This is a genomic window from Eubacterium sp. MSJ-33 (assembly GCF_022174665.1).
GTDB lineage: Bacteria > Bacillota > Clostridia > Lachnospirales > Lachnospiraceae > Coprococcus_C.
The window spans coordinates 1182256-1202708 of record NZ_CP076562.1; the positions used below are offsets into that span (position 1 = coordinate 1182256).

Here is a 20453-nt window from a genome sequence, read left to right on the forward strand (position 1 = left end):
CTCCCAGGTTACCGCTTATCTCCCAATTTCAATGTACGTTTGGAAGGTAAATCAATAATAATATTCTTGTCCTGATACGAAAACCGGAAATAATCCAGCATCCTATCGGCAATATATCTCAATGATATTGACCTTGATTTTCAATTTTATTTTGCCGATAGCTCCTCTGCATTTTTCCGCAACCACTTATAATCCGATTGCTTCGCCCGCTCCAGATACGCTTCTAATCTCAGTGAGTTGAGCTTCGCCAATACATGCAACGCCATGATTTTTTGATATTCATCTTCCGAAGAACCTGCCGGATATTTCCCATGATTCCAAAATTCAAGTGCATAGCGTTCCGCGCATTCCGGCTTTAATTCTGCCATCGTCTGAAGTGCCATTCTGGAAGTATATTCATACTCCGATTTGATAAATAGAAAAATAAGTTCTGGATCACAACCCGCGCAATCTCCAAGATGCTTCGCAAATTGCCACTCTGCATTCACGTATTTTGATCCAATACTCTTTCTCGCAAGCAATTCAAACCAGTCCCTGCGCAACACCAGTTTCTCTTCTACAAGCTCCTCACACTCATTATCTCTGGCTATTACAAACAGCAATGCATGGATCAGTGTCTCGTCGGCTTCACTGCATGGATATTCATTTACAACGTCCTCCGCTGCACCACACAATTCTTCAAAATGCGGATACCCAAGCTCCCATTCTCCATTATCGCGTTCCTCCGACCATGTTGGTTGACATTGATCCGCCCATTTTGTGAACTTTTTAATTTCTCGATATAGTTTTTCTTTATGATTCATAACTTCCTAATTCCACCGTATTATCCGCCATTTTTAATTCAGACGCTGCCACTTGTGCATCCTCCATCTGCGTTTTATACATATATTTCGTTGTTGACACCGCCAGATTACTCACGAGCGCACAGACAATCGCCCAGAAGATTGCAAATACAATAATATTCTCAAGATTCAGGCGCTCTTTGCGCGTTTTGTCACATTCCACATCATCCCGGTACTTCTCTGTATTTCTCTGCCGCCACATAATTATCGCAAGAATAAGCCAGACGCTATCCAGAACCAGACACACAGTGAACAGAAATGTACAGATATCCTTCATAAAATGCCATTTGATCAGATACATCACATCCACCACCAGAAACAGGACAAAGCATGCGAAATACATCCACATCCCAATCCGGCTGTGCTTTGCAAAAAGCGAGCTTCCTGCCTCGCGCGTCTTCGGAAGATTGTTCAGATTATTCCCATATATTTTTTTATTATCCGGGATTTCGTAGCCGTAGGCCCGCAGACGGGAAAAATACAGCTTTGCAGCGAGAACCACAACATAACACGGAAGTCCTACAAGCACGCCTGTATAAACTGTCATGATATAAAACACCTCTGTACCGGGGATTTCGAGAAATGAAAAAACCAGACCGATAAGCAAAAACACTGTAAATATAAGTGCACAATATTTCGCAGTTTTTGCAGTTATATTGTCGAATTTTATTTTCATAGATCCGCACCTCTCTTCCTTGACACGATTATACTCTAATTATAATAAACAATTTCCCGCATGCCAAGACCTTTATAGTGACTTCTCGCCAACCGGCTCGTTGAATATTGTCCATCATAAAAACTTACACAGGCGCAATTTCTGCACGACGACTTATCACGAAAAAACGGGCAATGAATCTGCTTCATTGCCCGCCTTGTCTCTCATTTATTATATTTCATTATTATTTCTTTACGTTAAATGCCTTCATACCCGGATAGCTTGCTGCTGCGCCAAGTTCTTCCTCGATACGAAGCAGCTGGTTGTACTTTGCAACACGCTCAGATCTTGACGGCGCACCTGTCTTGATCTGGCAGGTATTCAATGCAACTGCAAGGTCTGCAATCGTTGTATCAGCCGTCTCGCCGGAACGGTGGGATGAAATAGCTGTATAGCCTGCCTTGTGAGCCATCTTGATTGCTTCCAATGTCTCGGAAACTGATCCGATCTGATTCAGCTTGATCAGGATAGAGTTCGCTGCGCCCATGGCAATTCCCTTGGAAAGTCTCTCTATGTTTGTTACGAACAGGTCATCTCCGACAAGCTGAACCTTGTGTCCGATCTGGGCTGTCATCTTCTTCCATCCTTCCCAGTCCTCTTCATCGAGACCATCCTCGATAGAAATGATTGGGTACTTGTCAACCAATGACTCCCAATGTGCGATCAGCTCATCGGATGTATATTCTTTGCCGGACTTTGGCTGCTTGTAATATCCGATTCCCTTCTCAGACTTCCACTCAGACGATGCCGCATCCATAGCGATCATGAAATCCTTTCCCGGCTCATAACCGGCCACACGGATTGCATCAAGAATCTTCTCGATTGCTTCCTCATCAGACGTAAGCTTATTCGGTGCAAATCCACCCTCATCGCCAACGGCTGTCACATCGCCCATATCTTTGATGAGACCTCTCAATGCATGGAACACTTCGGCACACCAGCGAAGAGCTTCCTTAAAGGAAGGAGCGCCAACCGGCATGATCATGAATTCCTGTGTATCAACAGCAGAATCTGCATGTGCACCACCATTCAGGATATTCATCATTGGAACCGGAAGTGTTGTACCCTGAATACCGCCAAGGAACTTATAAAGCGGAATGTCAAGTGCGATAGATGCGGCTCTTGCTGTTGCGATCGATACGGCAAGAATTGCATTTGCACCAAGATTAGACTTATCCTTTGTGCCATCGAGTGTAAGCATCGCTGCATCAACTGCATAAATATCGGAAGCATCCATACCTACAAGCACATCTGCAATCTTTGTATTGATATTATCCACTGCCTTTGTGGTTCCCTTGCCAAGATATCTTGACTTGTCACCGTCACGAAGCTCCAACGCCTCGAATTCTCCGGTTGATGCACCCGATGGTGCGGTTCCACGTCCAACTGTTCCATCGATCAGAGTAACCTCTGCCTCAACCGTTGGATTTCCTCTGGAGTCAAGGATTTCTCTTCCATACACTTTTTCAATCTCTAAATACATGTTACTACTTCCTTTCTTACTTGTTTTCGTTCAACAAATACATCCCCGCATACGCCATATAGATTCACTCATTTCCCTATAATAATGGGCGGATGCATATTCTTAAATTTATGCACGGACCGTCATATCGTATATGTTCCTGCCATCTTCGTATACCCGTGTATACACATCCCTGCACTTTTTCAGCTTGCAGAAAAATGATATGGCCGCAGGAACATCATGATACACCTTCCATTCCCCGCAATAGGCACAGCCTTCCCCTTTCTTCTCGATGAAATCTCTTACATCTTCAATCGGATATCCGAGAAATACACCGATTTCATGTGGGAAACAGGGTTCCGTATTGATTCGCTCCTTCAATTTCTCTATGTAAGAAGCAAGATTTCCAGAATCTTTATAACCATAGTTTTGCAGAAATGTGTGCACTTCCGGATCCACGATTCGTTCTTCCAGTTTCGATTTGCGATACACATAAAGCAAGTAGAAATCCTTTACATTTTTCATCAATCTTATATAGATTCCCTTTTGATTGAGACGCTTGTTCATCCTATGAATCGATTCTATGCATTCCCGTAGATTCTTAAATCGGAAATTATATAAATTTGCTGTTTTAATCCCTGCTAAGGTCGGAGCCGCATTCCGGATTAGGCTTTCTTCAAATCCCATATATATCAGATCCTTAAATTGCTGCAAGTTTCTTTCCGAGTTCGTTGCATGCCGCAACCGCTTCCTCATCCGGTGCCTCATGTGCGATCAGACCTTCTCCGTCGATCACGCTTGCGCCGGCTGCTGTCATACGGTCAACCCAGTCACGCATCCACTCGCCATCGCCCCAGCCATAAGAACCGAACAACGCGATCTGCTTTCCGGCTGCGATGCTTTCCACTTCTGCAACAAAAGGTTCCATCTCTGTCTCTTCCAATACCTCTGCTCCCATTGCCGGACATCCCATTGCGAATCCCGGAAGATCCTTCAATTCGTTGATGTCTGCCTCAGAAGGAGAAAGGAACACAGGCTCTTTCCCGGCTGCCGTTACGCCATCACCAATTGCAGATGCCATCGCACCTGTATTTCCACCCTGTGTCCAAAAAACAATATAAACCTTATCCATAAAACACCTCCAAAATTTTTATTGCCCCTTCGAAACATGGCAGGTAGCCAGCCTTCCATTTTGTAACATTTCAAAGGAGCCACAATGATTTACACCAGAGTTAGTTTTTCCTAACCCTGTGTATAAGTTAGTATATCCTAACTGTTTTGTCAAGAGTTTTTATACATAATTTATAAAGTTTTTAACCGCTTACCGTGTGTCTTTCATTTCACGTTCATACGTCTCACGCTCGATGCTTCCGCTTCTGGCATTCATCACGCGTACGCAAAGCTTCTTCTCATTTTTCCATGTCGCATATACACCGATTGGCTCATGGCAGCCCGCTTCCATCTCACGGACAACCGCACGCTCGGCACGCAGACAACCAGCTGTCTCCGCGTCACTGATCATGTGCGCCATACGATACGGAAGTGTTCCCTCGCACGCCTCGATCGCGATAATGCCCTGTCCGGCTGCCGGAAGCATCGCATCCACATCGAGATATTCATAGACAAGATCCGGCTCCTTCTCGATGCCTAGCCGCTCGATTCCCGCTGCCGCAAGGATGATTGCATCGTACAAGCCATCCCGCAATTTCTGTATACGCGTCGTGACATTTCCCCGAAGTTCCATGCACTCTGCCTGTGGGTATAACTCCTTGATCTGACAGCGTCTGCGCAAGCTTCCGGTTCCCACGGTAAATGTATCCTTCGACCGGATATCCGTATCCACACGATAGATCAGCACATCCTGCACACAGGCGCGTGGCAGAACCCCTGCGATGCCAAGCCCCTTCTTGCATGGATTCGGCATATCCTTCGCGCTGTGTACCGCCAGATCGATCATACCGTCCAGCAGGGCTTCTTCGATTTCTTCTACAAACACCGCCTTGCCTCCAAAGGAACTGATTGCCGCCTCCTTCTGCTTGTCACCCTTCGTCGTCACGATCACTTTCTCAAACCGCACATCCGGGTAATGCTTCTTTAATTGTTCAATCACCATATCTGTCTGAATCTGCGCAAGTTTACTCCCCCGCGTTCCGATCCGGATTCTCTGTTCCTGCATTTTTGCCTCCACAATTGATGCAAATCTTCGTTTTCTTGCCCGTTCATCCGGCTCCTCTGCCAGAATTTCCTCACGGATAGCACCAAGTTCTTCCGCGATCTGACCATAGTCTGTCCGAAGCGTCTGCCGGATATCCTTCTTGATCTTCGATGCAAGCATCGGACTGCTGCCTCCGGTAGACACCGAAACAACAACCTCGCCCTGCTTGATAATTGCCGGGAAATAAAAATCACAATCTTTCTTCACATCGACCACATTTACAAGTATATGCTTGCTTCTGCAAAGCTCCGCATAATGTGAATTAAGCTCCTCATCATCTGTTGCCATGATTACAACGTCCATACCGGAAATGTCCGACTCTGTGACTTCCCGCCTCCTCACCTGAATTCGGTTTGGTTTCTTCTGACTGTTATCTTCTGGATTATCTGCTGTATCTATCGTTTTATCAGTGCGCTCCTCGCCTGCCACAGCCAGCAGTTTGGCACAGGTCTCCGGTGCTACCACGGTCACACGCGCACCAAATTCGCACATCTGTTCCGCCTTCCGTGCTGCGACTACACCGCCGCCTACAATCAGACATTTCTTATCATCGAGTTGTATCATGAATGGAAAATACGCCATCTTCTATCCCCTTTAATACATGATTTAAGTCCTGTGCATCCAAAACATCTTTCAACCGGTACAAAAGCCACATCGCAGATTTCTCACCAAGCTTCTCCGTGATGTCCTTCCTCGTCCCGACAAATGTACGAAATGCAAGCAGCTTCTGCATCTCATCCACATGTTCTTCAATCAGCAATTCAATCTTCTTTGCCTCAGAAAGCTTCTTCTGGTTATTCTCCGAAGCAAGCGACTTGATATAGTCGAGATCTTTCACGACACAGCCGGAAAGTCTTCCTATCTCTGCATCAATATCCCGTGGAATCGCAAGGTCTAAGAACAACTGTGGTTTCGTTTCCTTCCGTATTTCCGCAAGCTTATCTGCAAGAAATGTATAGTGCGGACTGTCCGTCACACTGATTATCACATCCGCCCAGTTTAGATATTCATACCGCTGGTCGTAATGCACCCATTGCACCCGCTCATGCGAGAGGATTTTCTGCAATGCCTGCTTATGCTTCCGGCTCGTACCGACGATCTGCACCTGTGCATCCGCATCAAGCAGATCCCGCATCACGATGCTTCCCATCTGCCCGGCAGCTCCGATGATGAGGATATTTTTTCCTGCACCAAACTCCAATGCCGCTGTACATGCAAGTGTTCCAACCGATACCGGAAGATGTGTCATCTGCGAAGTCTCAGCCACTTCCTTGGCAAGCCGCAGTGCCCCTTGGAATACCATATTCATCTCTGCATCGGTCTGCCCGCGCGTTTTCGCTGCAAGATACGCATGCTTGACCTGCCGGATGATTTCAACCTCTCCAAGCACGGCAGAATCCAGTCCACAGACTACGCGGCATAGATGTGTCAGGCAGCTTCGTCCTTCATACCGCATAGCGGCACCTTTCAACGCCTCAACCGGGAATTTCTTTGTATCCGCAAACTGCTGTTCCAGCCATACAAAATCCGTGTCTGTGCCACTCATATAGATCTCGCTTCGATTACATGTCATAAGTAAAACCAACCCGGCTTCCGGATATGCCTTCGCCACGGTGTCTGCCAGTTTTATCTGTTCCTCATCATTACAGGCAAAGCACTCCCGCTTCGCCGCTGTTAAATTCTTATGTGTGATACTGATGCATATCATAGGTGCTTCTTCCTGTTATCTGTTATTTTTCTGATTACCTGATGTAATCCGCATATTGATCTCTGTTATATTATTAATATATCTTTTTGTTTATATATTTTCATTAACATACACATACTGCATATTATAATTGACATTCTTGTTTCATTCAACCTTAGAAATTGCTCTTGTTTCCGGTTCTGGGTTTTCTGCTTACTTTTCTGTCTCCGAAACCCAAGTCGTGGGTTTTTCCACTTATTTCTTGCTCTCTACACCCACATCCTGCTCCACCTCTACGATTTATTTTCCGGTTCTGGTTTTTCTGCTTGCTTTTCTGTCTCCGAAACCCAACTCGTGGGTTTTTCAGCCTGTTTCCCGTTCGCTACGCCCACATCCTGCTCCACTTCTACGATTTATTTTCCGGTTCTGGTTTTTCTGCTTGCTTTTCTGTCTCCCGAACCCAACTCGTGGGTTTTTCAGCCCGTTTCCCGCTCGCTACGCCCACATCCTGTCAGCTTACCACGCAGAAGCGGCAGGAATCCCCTTCCTGCCGCTCAAATAATCTTATTCGATTACAAGTTCTTCCTTGGTCACATTTTTTTCCTCGTCAATATGGAATGCGTTCAATACCGGGTTCTCAAAATCCATCAAAGAAAGGATCAGATAATTCACCTTGGAATCATATGCCAGACGCTTGTCCTCCTCAGACGGGCGGGATGGGGATTCCGGATGAGAATGGAAGTTGCCGAGCAGCTGGTATCCATTTGCCCGCATATCTTTGACTGCGGCAAGCTGCTCCTTCGGGTCCATCGAGAAATGCTCGTTGCTTGCATCAATATTCGTAAGCAGATACACCTTCTTGATGTACCTCATTCCATCTTCAACGACACCGCCGATCAATCCACAGGATTCATTTGGCAGCCCCTTCTTGCAATGCTCTAATATCTTCTCATAATCTGCTTTTGTCATCACTAACATGGCTCTACCTACTTTCCGTCACACTCGACCTGTTCATAATCAATCAGCTTGTGAATCGTCGGATGGTCACCACAGATTGCACATGTCTTATGGTTATCCGGAAGCTTGATCGTATGGAATTCCATCTTCAATGCATCAAAAGTCAGAAGCTTGCCTGTGAGCAGATCACCGACGCCGATCAGGTACTTGATTGCTTCCATCGCCTGCAAGCTTCCGATGACACCGCCCATCGCACCGATAACGCCAGCCTGCTTACAGGTTGGAACTGCATCCTTTGGTGGTGGATTCTTGAATACACAACGATAGCAAGGACCTTCTCCCGGTACATATGTCATAAGCTGACCCTTGAAGCGGATGATACCTGCATGGGAAAATGGCTTCTTCGCCATAACACAGGCATCATTGATCAGGAACTTCGCCGGGAAGTTATCGGTTCCATCAATGATGAAATCGTAATCCTTAATCAGATCCATGATATTCTCTGAGGTTACAAATTCACGGTATGTATTGACTGTGACGTCCGGGTTCATCGCATTCATTGTCTCTTTTGCGGATTTTACCTTTGCCTTGCCTACATCGGCAGTTCCATGAATGATCTGTCTCTGCAGATTTGAAAGGTCAACCTCATCGGCATCGACAATACCGATTGTACCAACGCCGGCTGCTGCCAGATACATTGCTGCAGGTGCGCCGAGACCTCCGGCACCGATAATTAAAACCTTGCCGTTCATCAGCTTCTTCTGTCCTTTTACACCGACTTCCTGCAGAATGATATGACGGCTGTAACGCTCCATCTGTTCATTCGTAAATGCCATTAAAATGCGCCTCCTCCCATGAAGTACAGGAACTCTACCGTATCCCCGTCCTTCAGTTCTGTCTTGTCAAATACGTCGCTGTCAACGAAGTCATCATTGACGGTAACTGTTACATAATCCGGATTCTCCACCTTCTCATCTACGATGAGCTTTGCGATGGTTGTTCCTGCTTCTACTTCCTTCTTAACGCCTGCCACTACAACTGTCATTTATTTATCCTCCTTTGTTCCAAACAATTATGAAGTTTTTACCCTATCTATGAGTTGTATATAATTACTATTCTACGCAGACCCGTACGGGTAACACCCCCTCACTTTCGTTCGGCGGTAAATCGTCGAGCGCATCCTAAATATGAACCTACGGTTCATATGCGCTCTCCTCTCACTCACTTCCACACGCAGTGGTACTAAACCCACGTCAAACAAGTTTGCCGTTCGTTAAGTGCCAGCGTGCTTCAATGGTCTGCTTTAGAATTAGTAATTATGTGCAACTCTATTCAGTTAAGTCCAGTTTCATAATTGTTTGTAATTAACTGTTCTACCTTATTCCAGTATACTCTTGACCTTGCCTTCCAGCTCCGGGCGCTTTACCAGTCCGCGGATACGGTCAACTTCCCTGCCATCCTTGAAGAAGAGAATCGTCGGGGATGCCATTACCTGATATTCCCCCGCAAGGTCTGCGTCGAAATTCACATTGACCTTGACAACCTTGACCTGATCCTCGTAATCATCCTCGATTCCGCCAAGAATCGGCGATAACTGCTTACATGGGATGCAGCTGTCAGAATAAAACTCTACGATCACCGGAAGCTTCTCTTTCAGCACTTCCGCTTCAAACTCTGCGGTTCCTACTCGTTTTGCCATCGCTGCCTCCTACTCTTCGACCTTCTTCACGATCAGATCGTATGTGCCGTTCTCGTTGTCAATCAGCTTTAAGATCTGCTGTCCTTCTTCCTTGAAGCTTCGTGGTACATTCTGCACCGGCTCACCATCGTTCATGGTAACTGCAAGCACCTGACCGATCTCCAGCTCTTCCATTGCTACCTTTGCCTTTACAAATGTCATCGGGCAGACAACATCTGTGATATCAACTCTCTCATCAATCTCAAAATCACCCATTATAAGCCTCCTTTATAACTTCCTTAAATTTATCGATTCCAACACGCTCCAGTGTAAAACGAAAACGTTCACTTGGATTTGCGTAATCATCAAAAAACTGAATGGCTGCATCTGTCACACGGAATAACTGTTCCTCCGATGTGATAACCGGAAGGAAGGATTCTCCCTTGCAGATCTGATTTCCGAACAAACCACCGAAGGATACAAGATATCCGCTCTCACCCTTCCATGCATCTGTCGGGCATGCCTTGGCACATCTGCCACAGTAATTACATTTGCTTGTATCGAGTGTCAGCTTGCCATCCTCGATCGTGATCGCATTCTCGCGGCACGCCTTCACACAGACACCACACACGATACAGCTCGGCTCATCGTAAGAAACAACACATGCGCCCTTGATTCCGACATCATTTTCCTCTGCCTTCAAGCAGTTGTTCTGACATCCGGTCACACCGAACTTGAACTTGTGCGGCAATTCTCTCGCATAATACCGTGCGTCTAATTTCTTCGCGATATCGTAAGTATCAATATTTCCGCTTGGACAGATCTGATTTCCCTGGCACGCAGTTACGGTACGGACACGTGGTCCACACACACCCGGCTTACAGCCACCCTTGGCAAGCTCTGCCTTTACTTCCTCCACATCATCAAGCTTGACAAATGGAATCTCCACACTCTGTCTCGACGTCAGATGGACATGTCCATCCCCATATTTTTCTGCTACCTCAGCGATCTTCTTCAGATTCTCCGCCGTCAGATTTCCTCCGACTACCTGTAAACGAAGCGAGAAGTTGTTCTTCTGCTTCTGTCTCATAAATCCACCTTTTTTTAATGCTGCATAATCAACTGCCATCTCTTTTCATCCTCCTGTTGGTAATGCATGCCCTAACGTCTAAGCGAGTGCCGCTTTGAAATCTTCGATCAGATCCTCGATATCCTCTATGCCCACACTGATTCGGATCAGATCGTCAAAGACGCCTGCATCTTCTTTTTCTTTCTCTGTACTATGTGCATTCAGCGTTGACTCCGGATGAATGATCAACGTCTTCGTATCTCCGATATTCGATACGATCTTTGGAATACTCAGGTTGTTGATAACTGAAAATGCACGTTCCTTTGATCCTACACGGATCGTTAAGATTGCACCATATCCATTTGCAAGCACCTTATCTGCCACCTCGCGCCAAGGACTACACGCTAACCCCGGATAGTTCACCGTGATATCCGGGTATGTATTCAAAAACTCTGCAAGCACCTTTGCATTACTGCAGGCACGCTCCATCCTAAGTCCCAGCGTCTCCATTCCAATCAGGTTGTAAAATGCCGTCTGCGGTGCCATGCAGGCTCCCGTATTACGGAACAACCCATTCCGAAGCTTTGCTGTATAAGCCATTTTACCAAATCGCGCATATTCTGCAACCCCCGGGTATTTCTCTTTGTTCCATTTGAACCGTCCGCTCTCTGTGATCACACCGCTGATCGCGTTGCTATTACCATTGATATATTTCGATGTGGAATTAACAACAATGTCTGCACCCTTCTCAATCGGCTTTACCAGATATGCCGTTGCCACGGTGTTATCCATCACAAGCGGCAGATCATGCCGATGTGCCAGCTCGGCAAGTGCCTCGATATCCACAACATCGAGTTTCGGATTGCCGATCGTCTCTGCGAATATCACACGCGTATTCTCATTGATAGCTGCCTCTACCGCATTCACATCGCTGATATCTACGAACACCGTCTTGATTCCAAATGCTTCGAAATCATGGAACACATCAATCGAACCTCCATACAGACTGGTCGATGCGACAATCTCCTGTCCGCATGTCACAATATTCAATAGTGCATTCGTGATGGCTGCCATACCGGATGCACAGGCAACCGATGCAATTCCGCCTTCAAGTGTCGTCATACGTTCCTCAAAGGCAAGTATCGTCGGGTTATTGATTCGTGTATACGAAAATCCGGTTGCCTTATTGTGAAACAGCTTCTCGTGCTGTTCCGCAGATGGCTGGTAAAAGGCACTTGACTGATGCACAGGTGTGAGTGTTGCGCCGGTATTGGCATCGCCCATTTTATTTCCATGTAAAAGTTTTGTATTAAACTTCATGATGTGGCGCCTCCTAAATATAATCTCTTCCTGCAACGATCGTACCCGCATATGCGGATGCAGATCTTATCTTCCTGCTTACCTCTTCCTCATTTGCATCGCCTGTAAATACGAGATCATAGGTTCCGGTAAGTGCCTTGTCCTGCTTCTCGTTTACAAGCAGCAATACGACAAGTCCTGCACGGTGCAGATGCTTCACAACGGTTTCAATCGCCTCGCCATCGGCCGGTGCGTACAAGTATGTATGACGTCCTTCGATGCTCAGTGATTTCTCCACTTCCTCGACATACGCACGGTTAATTGTCTTTCCTTCTACGAACTTCACAGTAACTGCCTTCTGACTCTTTAATGCGGCTCTTGTATTTCTGTCAACTCTGCCCTCGTACAGTCCGGTTTCCTCGGTATGTACCTGCTCTACGACACCGCAGGCAGAAGTCATATTTGTAACACGGTCGATCAGGATGAACTCGCCCAGTGTCTTATGATTCTTAAATTCATCGACCACGATCTTATCTGCCAGAGAGATCTTGCAGACCGCAATCTCATTTTTGCTTAAGCTACTAACCTTCTTTTTCTCGCCGGTGTTGACATCGATTGCATATTCGATATCGGTCACGGCTCCAAGGATCATCTTCGTGCCAAGCTTGAAGAAGAAGTTCTTGCCGTTTTGCAGTTCCTCATCATCCATCCACAGCAGCGTTGCTGTGATCGAAGAAGCAACCTTCGCGCCGGATGCAACTGACAGAACACATCCCCTTGATACGTCCACCTCACGGTCAAGCTGGATGGTAACCGGCTGGCCTTTCGCTGCAAATTCGCTGTCCTTGTCACCGATATAAATGCTCTTTACCTTCGCTGTCTCGTTGCTTGGAAGTGTTGTGATCTCATCGCCCACATGAATGCTTCCATACTCGATTTGTCCCTGGAATCCACGGAACGTATGATCCGGACGGCACACACGCTGTACCAGCATATAAAAGCCCTGCTCGCTGTCGTCCTCTGCAATATCGATATCTTCGAGATACGGAAGCAATGCCTTACCTGTGTACCATGGAATATTTTCTGACTTTGTTGTAACATTGTCGCCCTCGGTTGCGGAAACCGGAATAATCGTTACATTGGGAAGTGACAGCTCTTTTGTAAGCTCCGCAATCTGCTTCTCGATCTCACGGAAACGTGCCTCATCATAACCGACAAGATCCATCTTATTGACTGCAAATACGAAGTACCGGATACCCATCAATGCACAGATTCGTGCATGCCGCCTTGTCTGGACGAGCACGCCCTGCTTTGCATCCACTAAGATTACTGCAAGGTCTGCAAAGGATGCTCCGACTGCCATGTTTCTTGTATACTCCTCATGTCCCGGTGTATCTGCCACGATAAAGCTTCGCTTGTCTGTTGTGAAATACCGGTAAGCAACGTCAATTGTGATACCCTGCTCACGCTCTGCCATCAGTCCATCTAACAGAAGGGAATAATCGATTGCACCGCCGCGGCTTCCAACCTTACTGTCTAATTCAAGTGCCTTTTCCTGATCTGCGTAAAGCAGCTTGGAATCATATAAGATATGTCCGATCAATGTGGATTTTCCATCGTCCACACTACCGCAAGTGATAAATTTTAATAATCCGCTCATCTTAGAAATATCCCTCCCGTTTTCTTCGTTCCATGCTTCCGGCTGCCTCGTTGTCGATAACACGCGTTGTACGCTCGGAAGAAACTGCTGAAAGCGTTTCCTCTATAATTGCATCTAATGTATCTGCAGTTGACTCGCATCCACCGGTCAGCGGGTAACATCCAAGGGTACGGAAACGCACGCTCTTGTATTCAATCTTCTCGCCCGGCAGAAGCTTCATACGGTCATCATCTACCATGATGATATTTCCATCCCGGTATACGACCGGCCTCACCTTTGCAAAATACAGTGATGGGATCTCGATGTTCTCACGCTTGATATACTGCCAGATATCCTTCTCTGTCCAGTTCGAAAGCGGAAATACCCGGACTTCCTCTTTCTTCTTGATCTTGGAATTGTAAAGCTTCCACATCTCCGGTCTCTGGTTCTTCGGATCCCATGCGTGATGCTCATTTCTAAAAGAGAAGATACGCTCTTTCGCTCTCGATTTCTCCTCGTCTCTTCTGCCGCCACCAAATGCCGCGGTAAATCCATATTTGTCGAGTGCCTGCTTCAATGCCTGTGTCTTCATGATGTCTGTGTAAGCACTGCCGTGGTCAAATGGATTGATGCCCTGCTTTACGCCTTCCTCGTTGATATACTCAATCATCTCAATGCCAAGCTTCTTTGCCATGTAATCACGGAACTCGATCATCTCCTTGAACTTCCATGTCGTGTTGACATGCAGGAACGTAAATGGCGGCTTCTCCGGGTAAAATGCTTTCATCGCCAGATGCAGCATGACGGAGCTGTCCTTTCCGATGGAATAAAGCATAACCGGCTTCTCACACTCGGCTGCCACTTCTCTGATAATGTAAATCGCTTCTGCTTCCAATTCATCCAGATGTGATAACTGTCCCATCCTCTTGTACCTTCCTTTCGATCTAATACTTGTTCGATTCTTTCTGGTTGATCACAACCTGTTCGGTCGTGCCGTCCCGTTTCTCGATGTTCCAATAAAGCTTGCCGTCCTCTGCATTCACGGTCATCTTACTTCCCATGCCGCCGATGTCTGCGCCAAGGTATAAGGCGATTGCACCGAACTTACATTCCTTGATGCATGAAGAACATCCCCAGCAGTCTTTCGGGTAGCGCATGCATGCGGTTCCATCCGGATTCTTACCGATCAGGCTGCCCGGACAGACGGCTGCACATTTCCCACATTTCTTACATTTTTCTTTATCAATGAAGATGCTCATAAGCTTCCTCCCTTCCTACTAAGTCACGGAAGATGATTTTAATCTCGCCGTCCTCGTATCTGGAGTTTACATATTTTAACCACGCATCGCTCTTCTCCGGATAATCCAGATTTTCTGCGAAGCTGTGCCATCGTGTCTCTTTTCTTGCCTCAAGATGTGCGATCACGGATAAGCATACAACCAACCGCTCCCGCAGCTCATAGACAAACATCAGCTCATGCATGTCGTCCGCCTTCACATCGGGTAAAAGCTCCTGTAGCTGCTTGATCTTCTGTTTTGCCAGTTCTAATTGCTTCGCATTGAACTGATAATGGGTGGAGATTCCGCCCGCGTAATTATCCATGACCTTCTGCATCGCTTCCTCAAGTGCCTCTGTCCCAAACATCCCGGAAGGATTGTTCAGGTAGTGGGTGTATTCGGTGATCTTATCATCCACAACCGTCTGTAGCTCTGCATCGAGTGCCGCATCTGCGGATCCCTCATCCGATGTCCCTGCCTGCGCATCGAGCATCTGCACGATATGCTTCGCCGCGATCTCGCCCTCGACCATCGCGCCTGTCACATATTTCTGTGGACAGCCACCTGCCACATCTCCGGCTGCATATAATCCATTGATCGTCGTCTGACGGTTCGTGTCTACCCAGTAGCCACTCGCGGTATGTCCGCCTACGATATACGGCTCGGTTCCTTCGATCTCAACATTCTGCTCACTCGGCTTCCTGCCGGATTCGAGCCATTTCAGCGTCTGGCTCGGCGCCATGTTCAGATATGCTTTCTTGAGTGATTCGTTCTGTTCTTCTGAAATACCTTCTGTACGGAGATAGCAAGGACCTCTGCCCTGTAAGTTCTCCATCACCGTGCCATACACACGCTCGGAAGTTGTCAGTCCGTATTTTGTCTCATATACCTCGCCGAGTGCATTGACCTGTTTCGCGCCAACGCCCTGGGCGATCGTTCCGGTCGGTGCAATCGTGTCCTTACAGCGAAGGGCGATAAACCGCATCTCGAACGTTGTCATCTCGGCACCGCCAAGGATTCCCATTGCGAATCCCGCTCCGGTATTAAATGGCGGATACCACATCTTATGTCTCGAAAAGCCCGGATTGTTCGGTCGGTACAAACCGGCCGCACCACCGGTTGCGCAGAGCACTTTCTTCGCCCGGATCACATAAACTTTCTGCTCTTCGATGGAAAATCCGATCGCACCTTTGATCTCATTATCTTCGATTAAGTAATCAGTGATATTTACTCGGTTCAAAATCGTCACCTTCGGAAGTGCTTCCACTGCCGATGCGAGAAGCGGTTTCATGTTCTCACCGTTGATCTTGATATTCCGATTGCCTCTGGCGACATACTCTCCATTCTCATCCTTTAAGATGACCAGCCCAAGCTGTTCCATCTTCGCTGTCACACGGTTCAGGCCCTCGGACATCGTGAGCAGCAGATCCTCCCGCACGATATTGTCCGCGTCCTTCTTCGCATACTCCACATAATCTTCCGGCTTTCTTCCCTTCACGATATAGGCATTGATTGCATTGACACCGGCAGCTAAGCATCCGCTCCTCTTGATGTTCGCCTTTTCCGCTATGATGATCTTGTAATCGGAATTCTCCCTTACGGTAAGTGCCGCATAGCATCCGGCGGTTCCGCCTCCGATGATCAGCACGTCCGTATGAAGAATCTCTGTGTTCTCGATATTCATAAGCGACTCCCTTCCAGTTTTCCTTTGCGCTAGATGTAGAATACATCCTGCTCCTGCATCTCTTTATTCTCTAACAAATATGTCTTTTCTTCATCAAATACATATAACCGGTAGATCAGCACATGTACCGTCTCTCCGACCGATACAAGATCTTTTTCGAGCGACCGCTCGCCGGTTAACTCAATTCCGTTGATATCGACAACGACATCCATGCGGTTTCCTTTGAAGATCACTTCCTTGACCGTTCCAAGCTCGGCAGCACTGATATACCGGTCAAGCTTTCCGCTTTTCGAGATCTTCACGAACTCTGGCCGGATAACCGCCTTGTCTGCATGTGGGATTCGTTCAAATCCTTTCAGCCGGTCGTAATCTTCCACCACAGATGACCGTCCGATAAACTGTGCCACAAACGGGGTATCCGGAGATTTGTAGATTGCAAGCGGTGTTCCCATCTGCTCGACCACACCGTGGTTCGTGATGATAATCTCATCCGCAACCTCGACCGCCTCATCCTGATCGTGAGTGACGAAGATACTTGTGATACCAAGCTTTGTGACCATCTCTTTTAACCATGTCCGAATCTCGGTCCGCACCTTCGCGTCAATCGCTGCAAACGGTTCGTCCAACAGCAGTACCTGCGGATTCGGAGCTAACGCTCTGGCGAATGCCACACGCTGCCGTTGTCCACCGGATAACTGATTCGGATACCGCTTCTCCATGCCGGAAAGTCCGGTCAGCGATAACAGCTCGGTCACACGTTCCTTGATCTGTTTCTTCGGCATCTTCTGAAGCTCCAATCCAAATGCAACATTCTCATACACCGTCATATACCGGAACAGTGCATAGCTCTGAAATACAAATCCGATTCCACGTTTTGACGCCGGGATATCATTGACGCGCTTGCCGTCAATAAATATATCACCTTCGTTTGGATTCTCCAGTCCTGCGATCATCCGGAGAAGTGTTGTCTTTCCGCTTCCGGATGGTCCAAGCAGAGCGACCAGCTTTCCTTTCTCGACGCCGAAACTCACGTTGTCCGATGCAAGGAAATCACCATACTTTTTATAGATATTTTTCATTTCCACATACATAGTCTCTACCTTGTTCCTTTCGGCTCCTTCTCTTTTCCTCTATGCTCGATAATATTTCTTGCAATCAGTAAGATGATCGCTAAAATCACAAGAATCGAAGATACCGCAAATGCCGCGGTGATTGAGGTCTTTGTCCCCGACATATACAGGGCATCGATCTCAAGCGGCAGGGTGAATGTCTCGCCCCGCGTCTTCGAGAGTGCATTCACCGCACCGAACTCTCCCAGCGCCCGCGCCGTACAGAGGATGATGCCGTAAATCAGTCCCCATTTCATATGTGGGAATGTGATCTTTCGAAATATTGTAAATCCCTTTGCACCCATCAGCGCAGCGGCTTCTTCCTCATCCTTTCCCTGTACATTTAATACCGGGATAATCTCTCTTGAGACAAACGGAAATGTGACAAACACCGTGGCGAGTACCACGCCCGGAATCGCAAATGCGATTCGCACATCCGTTCCAAAATACTGGTTAAACGCCCGGATCACCGGGTAGAACCATCCGAGTCTGCCGAACGTCATCAGGTAGGCAAGTCCTACGATAACCGGCGAGATTGAAAACGGAATATCAATCAACGTTGCAAGAATCTGTTTGCCACGGAAAGAAAACTTCGTGAGCAGCCATGCGGCGCAAATTCCAAATATTGTATTCACGACAACTGCGATGCCTGTTGCAAGCAGCGTCACAAGCAGCGAATGTCGCACATACTCTGTCGAGATTGACTCGATGTAAAAGGCGAATCCCTCCCGCAGGGAATTGACGATCACAGAGAGTAGTGGCACGACCAGCATCAGCACGATAAACAGTACCGTAATCGTGATTAATATAATTTTTGTCCGGCGTCTGCTTCGCTCTAATTTCTCATTTTCACTCATGCTGGCTCCTCCTTCCTAATGTATCGCCCCTCACATCCGTTCAGTGGCAGATTGCCAGCGTCATCCTAATATGGAACTTCATCCCACGGACGCTCTCTAAAGCAGATTCGTTCTGGCAGATTGTCTCGCCTGAACGATATTGATAAACAACAATAATACAAATGATATTATTAACATTAGAAGTGCTATCGCTGTGGCACTCTCATAGTCAATCATTCCAAGCTTCTGCATGATTACATATGAGATGACCTGCGTCTTATCCTTCGCGCTGTTTCCCGATATGTAGATGACACTTCCGTACTCTCCGATGCCTCTGGCAAATGCCAGACCGAACCCGGTAAGAAGCGCCGGTCGTAACTCAGGAAGGATGACTGCAAGAAACGTTTTCCTGCGGCTTGCGCCAAGCATGAACGCCGCTTCCTCATACTGTCCATCCATCTTCTCCAATACCGGCTGTACCGCCCGTACAACAAACGGGATTCCGACAAAGATAAGTGCAAGCACAAGTCCGGTCTTCGTATAAGCAATCTGGATTCCGAACTTCGCGAATATCTTTCCGTAAAATCCACTGTCCGAGAAAAGCTTCGAAAGCGTGATACCTGCAACCGCGGTCGGAAGTGCAAACGGAAGCTCAATGAAACCATCTAACAGCTTCTTCCCCGGAAACTCATATTTGACAAGTGTCCACGCAAGGATCAGTCCAAACACGGTATTGATTACAGCTGCCAGGAAGGAACATCCGATACTTGTCAGAAATGCATTTCTTACATTTTCCTTCATGATAAGCCGGAACCACTCCCCCGGCGAAAGCTTCAATGCATAGACAAGCACCGATGCAAGCGGGATCAGTACGATCAGGGATAATAATGTAATTACGATTCCAAATGTCAGATGATATCCCGGAATCACACGCGTCTTTTTTGCTTTGTTCATCACTTTTGTACTCTTTCCTCTACGAATGGTTATAGATCTGATCGAACAATGCACCATCATCGAAATACGTTTCACAGGCGTTGTCCCATCCACCAAAATCATCAATACTCCACAGATTGATAGTCAAATCAAATTTATCTGCATATTCCTCCAGAATTTCTGCATTGGCCGGACGATATCCATAGGTTCCGATCAACCGTTGTGCCTCATCACTGTACAGATATTCAAGATACTGCCTGCTTACTTCCTGCGTACCGTTGGCATCCGCGTTATCATCAACGATTGCCACACTCGGCTGTGCCAGTATACTGACGGAAGGATTGATAATCTCATATTCACCGGCATAAGAATTCTGGATTGTAATTGCCTCGTTCTCCCATGCCACAAGCACATCGCCTTTTTTGTTCTCTACGAAGGTTGTTGTAGCGCCTCTGGCACCGGAATCCATCACAGAAACCCGGCTGTATAACTTCCGCATGAAATCCTCCTGCCCGGATTCTTCCTTATATACAGTCTTCGCATAACTTAAAGCGGCTAAGAAATTCCAGCAGGCTCCACCGCTGCTCTTCGGATCCGGTGTGATTACCTCCACATCCTTGCGGATCAAATCATCCCAATCCTGAATCTGCTTCGGATTTCCCTTTCTTACAAGAAATACGATTGTCGATGTATATGGGGATGAATCATCGGCAAATTCAGCCTTCCATCCCGCATCAATCAGACCAGTATTCTGAATCAGTGTAATATCATGTTCGAGTGCAAGCGTTACGACATCCGCATTACAGCCCTCCACCACGGATCGTGCCTGCACCCCGGAACCGCCATGTGACTGGATAACCTCTACAGTCTCGCCATATGTATCCTGGTAATGTTCCTCGAACATCTGATTATACGCTTCATAGAATTCCCGTGTCGGATCATACGATACATTTGTAATTTGGATTGTCCCGTCCTCCTTCTTTCCGCATCCGGCAAGAAGGAGCGCAAATACGAGAAGAACGGGAATTGTCTTTTTTTTCATAGTTTACCT

Annotated in this window: 22 protein-coding genes; all 22 read right to left on the reverse strand. The window is 47.1% G+C overall.

Going from position 1 to position 20453, the window contains the following annotated elements; genetic code table 11:
- Window positions 1–146 precede the first annotated feature (146 nt).
- A complete protein-coding gene (locus KP625_RS05495; protein WP_238299697.1) occupies window positions 147–803 on the reverse strand; it encodes a hypothetical protein in 657 nt (218 codons plus the stop codon).
- The gene (locus KP625_RS05500) at window positions 793–1518 is read right to left on the reverse strand and encodes a hypothetical protein (protein ID WP_238299698.1); all 726 of its coding nucleotides are present in this window, start codon (window positions 1516–1518) and stop codon (window positions 793–795) included. The genes KP625_RS05495 and KP625_RS05500 overlap by 11 nt, the downstream gene beginning before the upstream one ends.
- A gap of 223 nt (window positions 1519–1741) precedes the next feature.
- Window positions 1742–3040, reverse strand: a complete 1299-nt coding sequence (gene eno / locus KP625_RS05505) for a phosphopyruvate hydratase (protein ID WP_238299699.1) — start codon at window positions 3038–3040, stop codon at window positions 1742–1744.
- 108 nt (window positions 3041–3148) lie between these two features.
- Window positions 3149–3706 (reverse strand): DUF3793 family protein, encoded by a 558-nt coding sequence (locus tag KP625_RS05510; protein WP_238299700.1) that lies wholly within the window; start codon window positions 3704–3706, stop codon window positions 3149–3151.
- 13 nt (window positions 3707–3719) lie between these two features.
- Window positions 3720–4151: a flavodoxin gene (locus tag KP625_RS05515; protein ID WP_177987372.1), complete on the reverse strand. Its 432-nt coding sequence runs from the start codon at window positions 4149–4151 to the stop codon at window positions 3720–3722.
- 189 nt (window positions 4152–4340) lie between these two features.
- Entirely contained in the window at window positions 4341–5816 is a 1476-nt protein-coding gene (gene hemC / locus KP625_RS05520; protein WP_238299701.1) for a hydroxymethylbilane synthase, read from the reverse strand.
- Window positions 5782–6942 carry a glutamyl-tRNA reductase gene (hemA, locus tag KP625_RS05525; RefSeq protein WP_238299702.1) on the reverse strand — a complete coding sequence of 387 codons (1161 nt, stop codon included), beginning with the start codon at window positions 6940–6942 and terminating at the stop codon, window positions 5782–5784. The genes hemC and hemA overlap by 35 nt, the downstream gene beginning before the upstream one ends.
- Before the next feature lie 543 nt (window positions 6943–7485).
- Complete coding sequence (locus tag KP625_RS05530) at window positions 7486–7899, reverse strand: M67 family metallopeptidase (protein ID WP_238299703.1); 414 nt, start codon at window positions 7897–7899, stop codon at window positions 7486–7488.
- An 8-nt stretch (window positions 7900–7907) separates the two neighbouring features.
- Window positions 7908–8714, reverse strand: a complete 807-nt coding sequence (gene thiF, locus KP625_RS05535; RefSeq protein WP_021984374.1) for a thiazole biosynthesis adenylyltransferase ThiF — start codon at window positions 8712–8714, stop codon at window positions 7908–7910.
- Window positions 8714–8923, reverse strand: a complete 210-nt coding sequence (gene thiS, locus KP625_RS05540; protein WP_178017107.1) for a sulfur carrier protein ThiS — start codon at window positions 8921–8923, stop codon at window positions 8714–8716. The genes thiF and thiS overlap by 1 nt, the downstream gene beginning before the upstream one ends.
- A 333-nt stretch (window positions 8924–9256) precedes the next feature.
- On the reverse strand, window positions 9257–9577 hold the full coding sequence (locus tag KP625_RS05545) for a thioredoxin family protein (protein WP_117780302.1): 321 nt from the start codon (window positions 9575–9577) through the stop codon (window positions 9257–9259).
- A gap of 9 nt (window positions 9578–9586) precedes the next feature.
- A complete protein-coding gene (locus KP625_RS05550) occupies window positions 9587–9832 on the reverse strand; it encodes a sulfurtransferase TusA family protein (protein ID WP_021984377.1) in 246 nt (81 codons plus the stop codon).
- Window positions 9825–10685 (reverse strand): 4Fe-4S binding protein, encoded by an 861-nt coding sequence (locus tag KP625_RS05555; protein ID WP_238299704.1) that lies wholly within the window; start codon window positions 10683–10685, stop codon window positions 9825–9827. Before KP625_RS05555 ends, KP625_RS05550 begins: the two co-directional genes overlap by 8 nt.
- 39 nt (window positions 10686–10724) lie before the next feature.
- The gene (locus KP625_RS05560; protein ID WP_238299705.1) at window positions 10725–11945 is read right to left on the reverse strand and encodes an O-acetylhomoserine aminocarboxypropyltransferase/cysteine synthase family protein; all 1221 of its coding nucleotides are present in this window, start codon (window positions 11943–11945) and stop codon (window positions 10725–10727) included.
- 13 nt (window positions 11946–11958) lie between these two features.
- Window positions 11959–13584 carry a sulfate adenylyltransferase subunit 1 gene (locus KP625_RS05565; protein WP_238299706.1) on the reverse strand — a complete coding sequence of 542 codons (1626 nt, stop codon included), beginning with the start codon at window positions 13582–13584 and terminating at the stop codon, window positions 11959–11961.
- A gap of 1 nt (window position 13585) precedes the next feature.
- Complete coding sequence (gene cysD / locus KP625_RS05570; protein WP_238299707.1) at window positions 13586–14485, reverse strand: sulfate adenylyltransferase subunit CysD; 900 nt, start codon at window positions 14483–14485, stop codon at window positions 13586–13588.
- 22 nt (window positions 14486–14507) lie between these two features.
- Window positions 14508–14822: a 4Fe-4S dicluster domain-containing protein gene (locus tag KP625_RS05575; protein ID WP_021984382.1), complete on the reverse strand. Its 315-nt coding sequence runs from the start codon at window positions 14820–14822 to the stop codon at window positions 14508–14510.
- A complete protein-coding gene (locus KP625_RS05580) occupies window positions 14806–16524 on the reverse strand; it encodes an adenylyl-sulfate reductase subunit alpha (RefSeq protein WP_238299708.1) in 1719 nt (572 codons plus the stop codon). Before KP625_RS05580 ends, KP625_RS05575 begins: the two co-directional genes overlap by 17 nt.
- Before the next feature lie 29 nt (window positions 16525–16553).
- A complete protein-coding gene (locus KP625_RS05585; RefSeq protein WP_238299709.1) occupies window positions 16554–17615 on the reverse strand; it encodes an ABC transporter ATP-binding protein in 1062 nt (353 codons plus the stop codon).
- A gap of 5 nt (window positions 17616–17620) precedes the next feature.
- Window positions 17621–18490, reverse strand: coding sequence for a sulfate ABC transporter permease (locus tag KP625_RS05590; RefSeq protein WP_238299710.1), 870 nt, complete (start codon window positions 18488–18490; stop codon window positions 17621–17623).
- A 96-nt stretch (window positions 18491–18586) separates the two neighbouring features.
- Window positions 18587–19423 (reverse strand): sulfate ABC transporter permease subunit CysT, encoded by an 837-nt coding sequence (cysT, locus tag KP625_RS05595; RefSeq protein WP_238299711.1) that lies wholly within the window; start codon window positions 19421–19423, stop codon window positions 18587–18589.
- A gap of 19 nt (window positions 19424–19442) precedes the next feature.
- The gene (locus tag KP625_RS05600) at window positions 19443–20444 is read right to left on the reverse strand and encodes a sulfate ABC transporter substrate-binding protein (protein ID WP_238299712.1); all 1002 of its coding nucleotides are present in this window, start codon (window positions 20442–20444) and stop codon (window positions 19443–19445) included.
- Between the last annotated feature and the right edge of the window lie 9 nt (window positions 20445–20453).

What these genes read in the sequence shown, in the direction of transcription:
- KP625_RS05495 (WP_238299697.1), bottom strand. Translation starts at nt 803, where the DNA reads ATGAATCATAAAGAAAAACTATATCGAGAAATTAAAAAGTTCACAAAA.
- KP625_RS05500 (WP_238299698.1), bottom strand. Translation starts at nt 1,518, where the DNA reads ATGAAAATAAAATTCGACAATATAACTGCAAAAACTGCGAAATATTGT.
- eno (WP_238299699.1), bottom strand. Translation starts at nt 3,040, where the DNA reads ATGTATTTAGAGATTGAAAAAGTGTATGGAAGAGAAATCCTTGACTCC.
- KP625_RS05510 (WP_238299700.1), bottom strand. Translation starts at nt 3,706, where the DNA reads ATGGGATTTGAAGAAAGCCTAATCCGGAATGCGGCTCCGACCTTAGCA.
- KP625_RS05515 (WP_177987372.1), bottom strand. Translation starts at nt 4,151, where the DNA reads ATGGATAAGGTTTATATTGTTTTTTGGACACAGGGTGGAAATACAGGT.
- hemC (WP_238299701.1), bottom strand. Translation starts at nt 5,816, where the DNA reads ATGGCGTATTTTCCATTCATGATACAACTCGATGATAAGAAATGTCTG.
- hemA (WP_238299702.1), bottom strand. Translation starts at nt 6,942, where the DNA reads ATGATATGCATCAGTATCACACATAAGAATTTAACAGCGGCGAAGCGG.
- KP625_RS05530 (WP_238299703.1), bottom strand. Translation starts at nt 7,899, where the DNA reads ATGTTAGTGATGACAAAAGCAGATTATGAGAAGATATTAGAGCATTGC.
- thiF (WP_021984374.1), bottom strand. Translation starts at nt 8,714, where the DNA reads ATGGCATTTACGAATGAACAGATGGAGCGTTACAGCCGTCATATCATT.
- thiS (WP_178017107.1), bottom strand. Translation starts at nt 8,923, where the DNA reads ATGACAGTTGTAGTGGCAGGCGTTAAGAAGGAAGTAGAAGCAGGAACA.
- KP625_RS05545 (WP_117780302.1), bottom strand. Translation starts at nt 9,577, where the DNA reads ATGGCAAAACGAGTAGGAACCGCAGAGTTTGAAGCGGAAGTGCTGAAA.
- KP625_RS05550 (WP_021984377.1), bottom strand. Translation starts at nt 9,832, where the DNA reads ATGGGTGATTTTGAGATTGATGAGAGAGTTGATATCACAGATGTTGTC.
- KP625_RS05555 (WP_238299704.1), bottom strand. Translation starts at nt 10,685, where the DNA reads ATGGCAGTTGATTATGCAGCATTAAAAAAAGGTGGATTTATGAGACAG.
- KP625_RS05560 (WP_238299705.1), bottom strand. Translation starts at nt 11,945, where the DNA reads ATGAAGTTTAATACAAAACTTTTACATGGAAATAAAATGGGCGATGCC.
- KP625_RS05565 (WP_238299706.1), bottom strand. Translation starts at nt 13,584, where the DNA reads ATGAGCGGATTATTAAAATTTATCACTTGCGGTAGTGTGGACGATGGA.
- cysD (WP_238299707.1), bottom strand. Translation starts at nt 14,485, where the DNA reads ATGGGACAGTTATCACATCTGGATGAATTGGAAGCAGAAGCGATTTAC.
- KP625_RS05575 (WP_021984382.1), bottom strand. Translation starts at nt 14,822, where the DNA reads ATGAGCATCTTCATTGATAAAGAAAAATGTAAGAAATGTGGGAAATGT.
- KP625_RS05580 (WP_238299708.1), bottom strand. Translation starts at nt 16,524, where the DNA reads ATGAATATCGAGAACACAGAGATTCTTCATACGGACGTGCTGATCATC.
- KP625_RS05585 (WP_238299709.1), bottom strand. Translation starts at nt 17,615, where the DNA reads ATGTATGTGGAAATGAAAAATATCTATAAAAAGTATGGTGATTTCCTT.
- KP625_RS05590 (WP_238299710.1), bottom strand. Translation starts at nt 18,490, where the DNA reads ATGAGTGAAAATGAGAAATTAGAGCGAAGCAGACGCCGGACAAAAATT.
- cysT (WP_238299711.1), bottom strand. Translation starts at nt 19,423, where the DNA reads ATGAACAAAGCAAAAAAGACGCGTGTGATTCCGGGATATCATCTGACA.
- KP625_RS05600 (WP_238299712.1), bottom strand. Translation starts at nt 20,444, where the DNA reads ATGAAAAAAAAGACAATTCCCGTTCTTCTCGTATTTGCGCTCCTTCTT.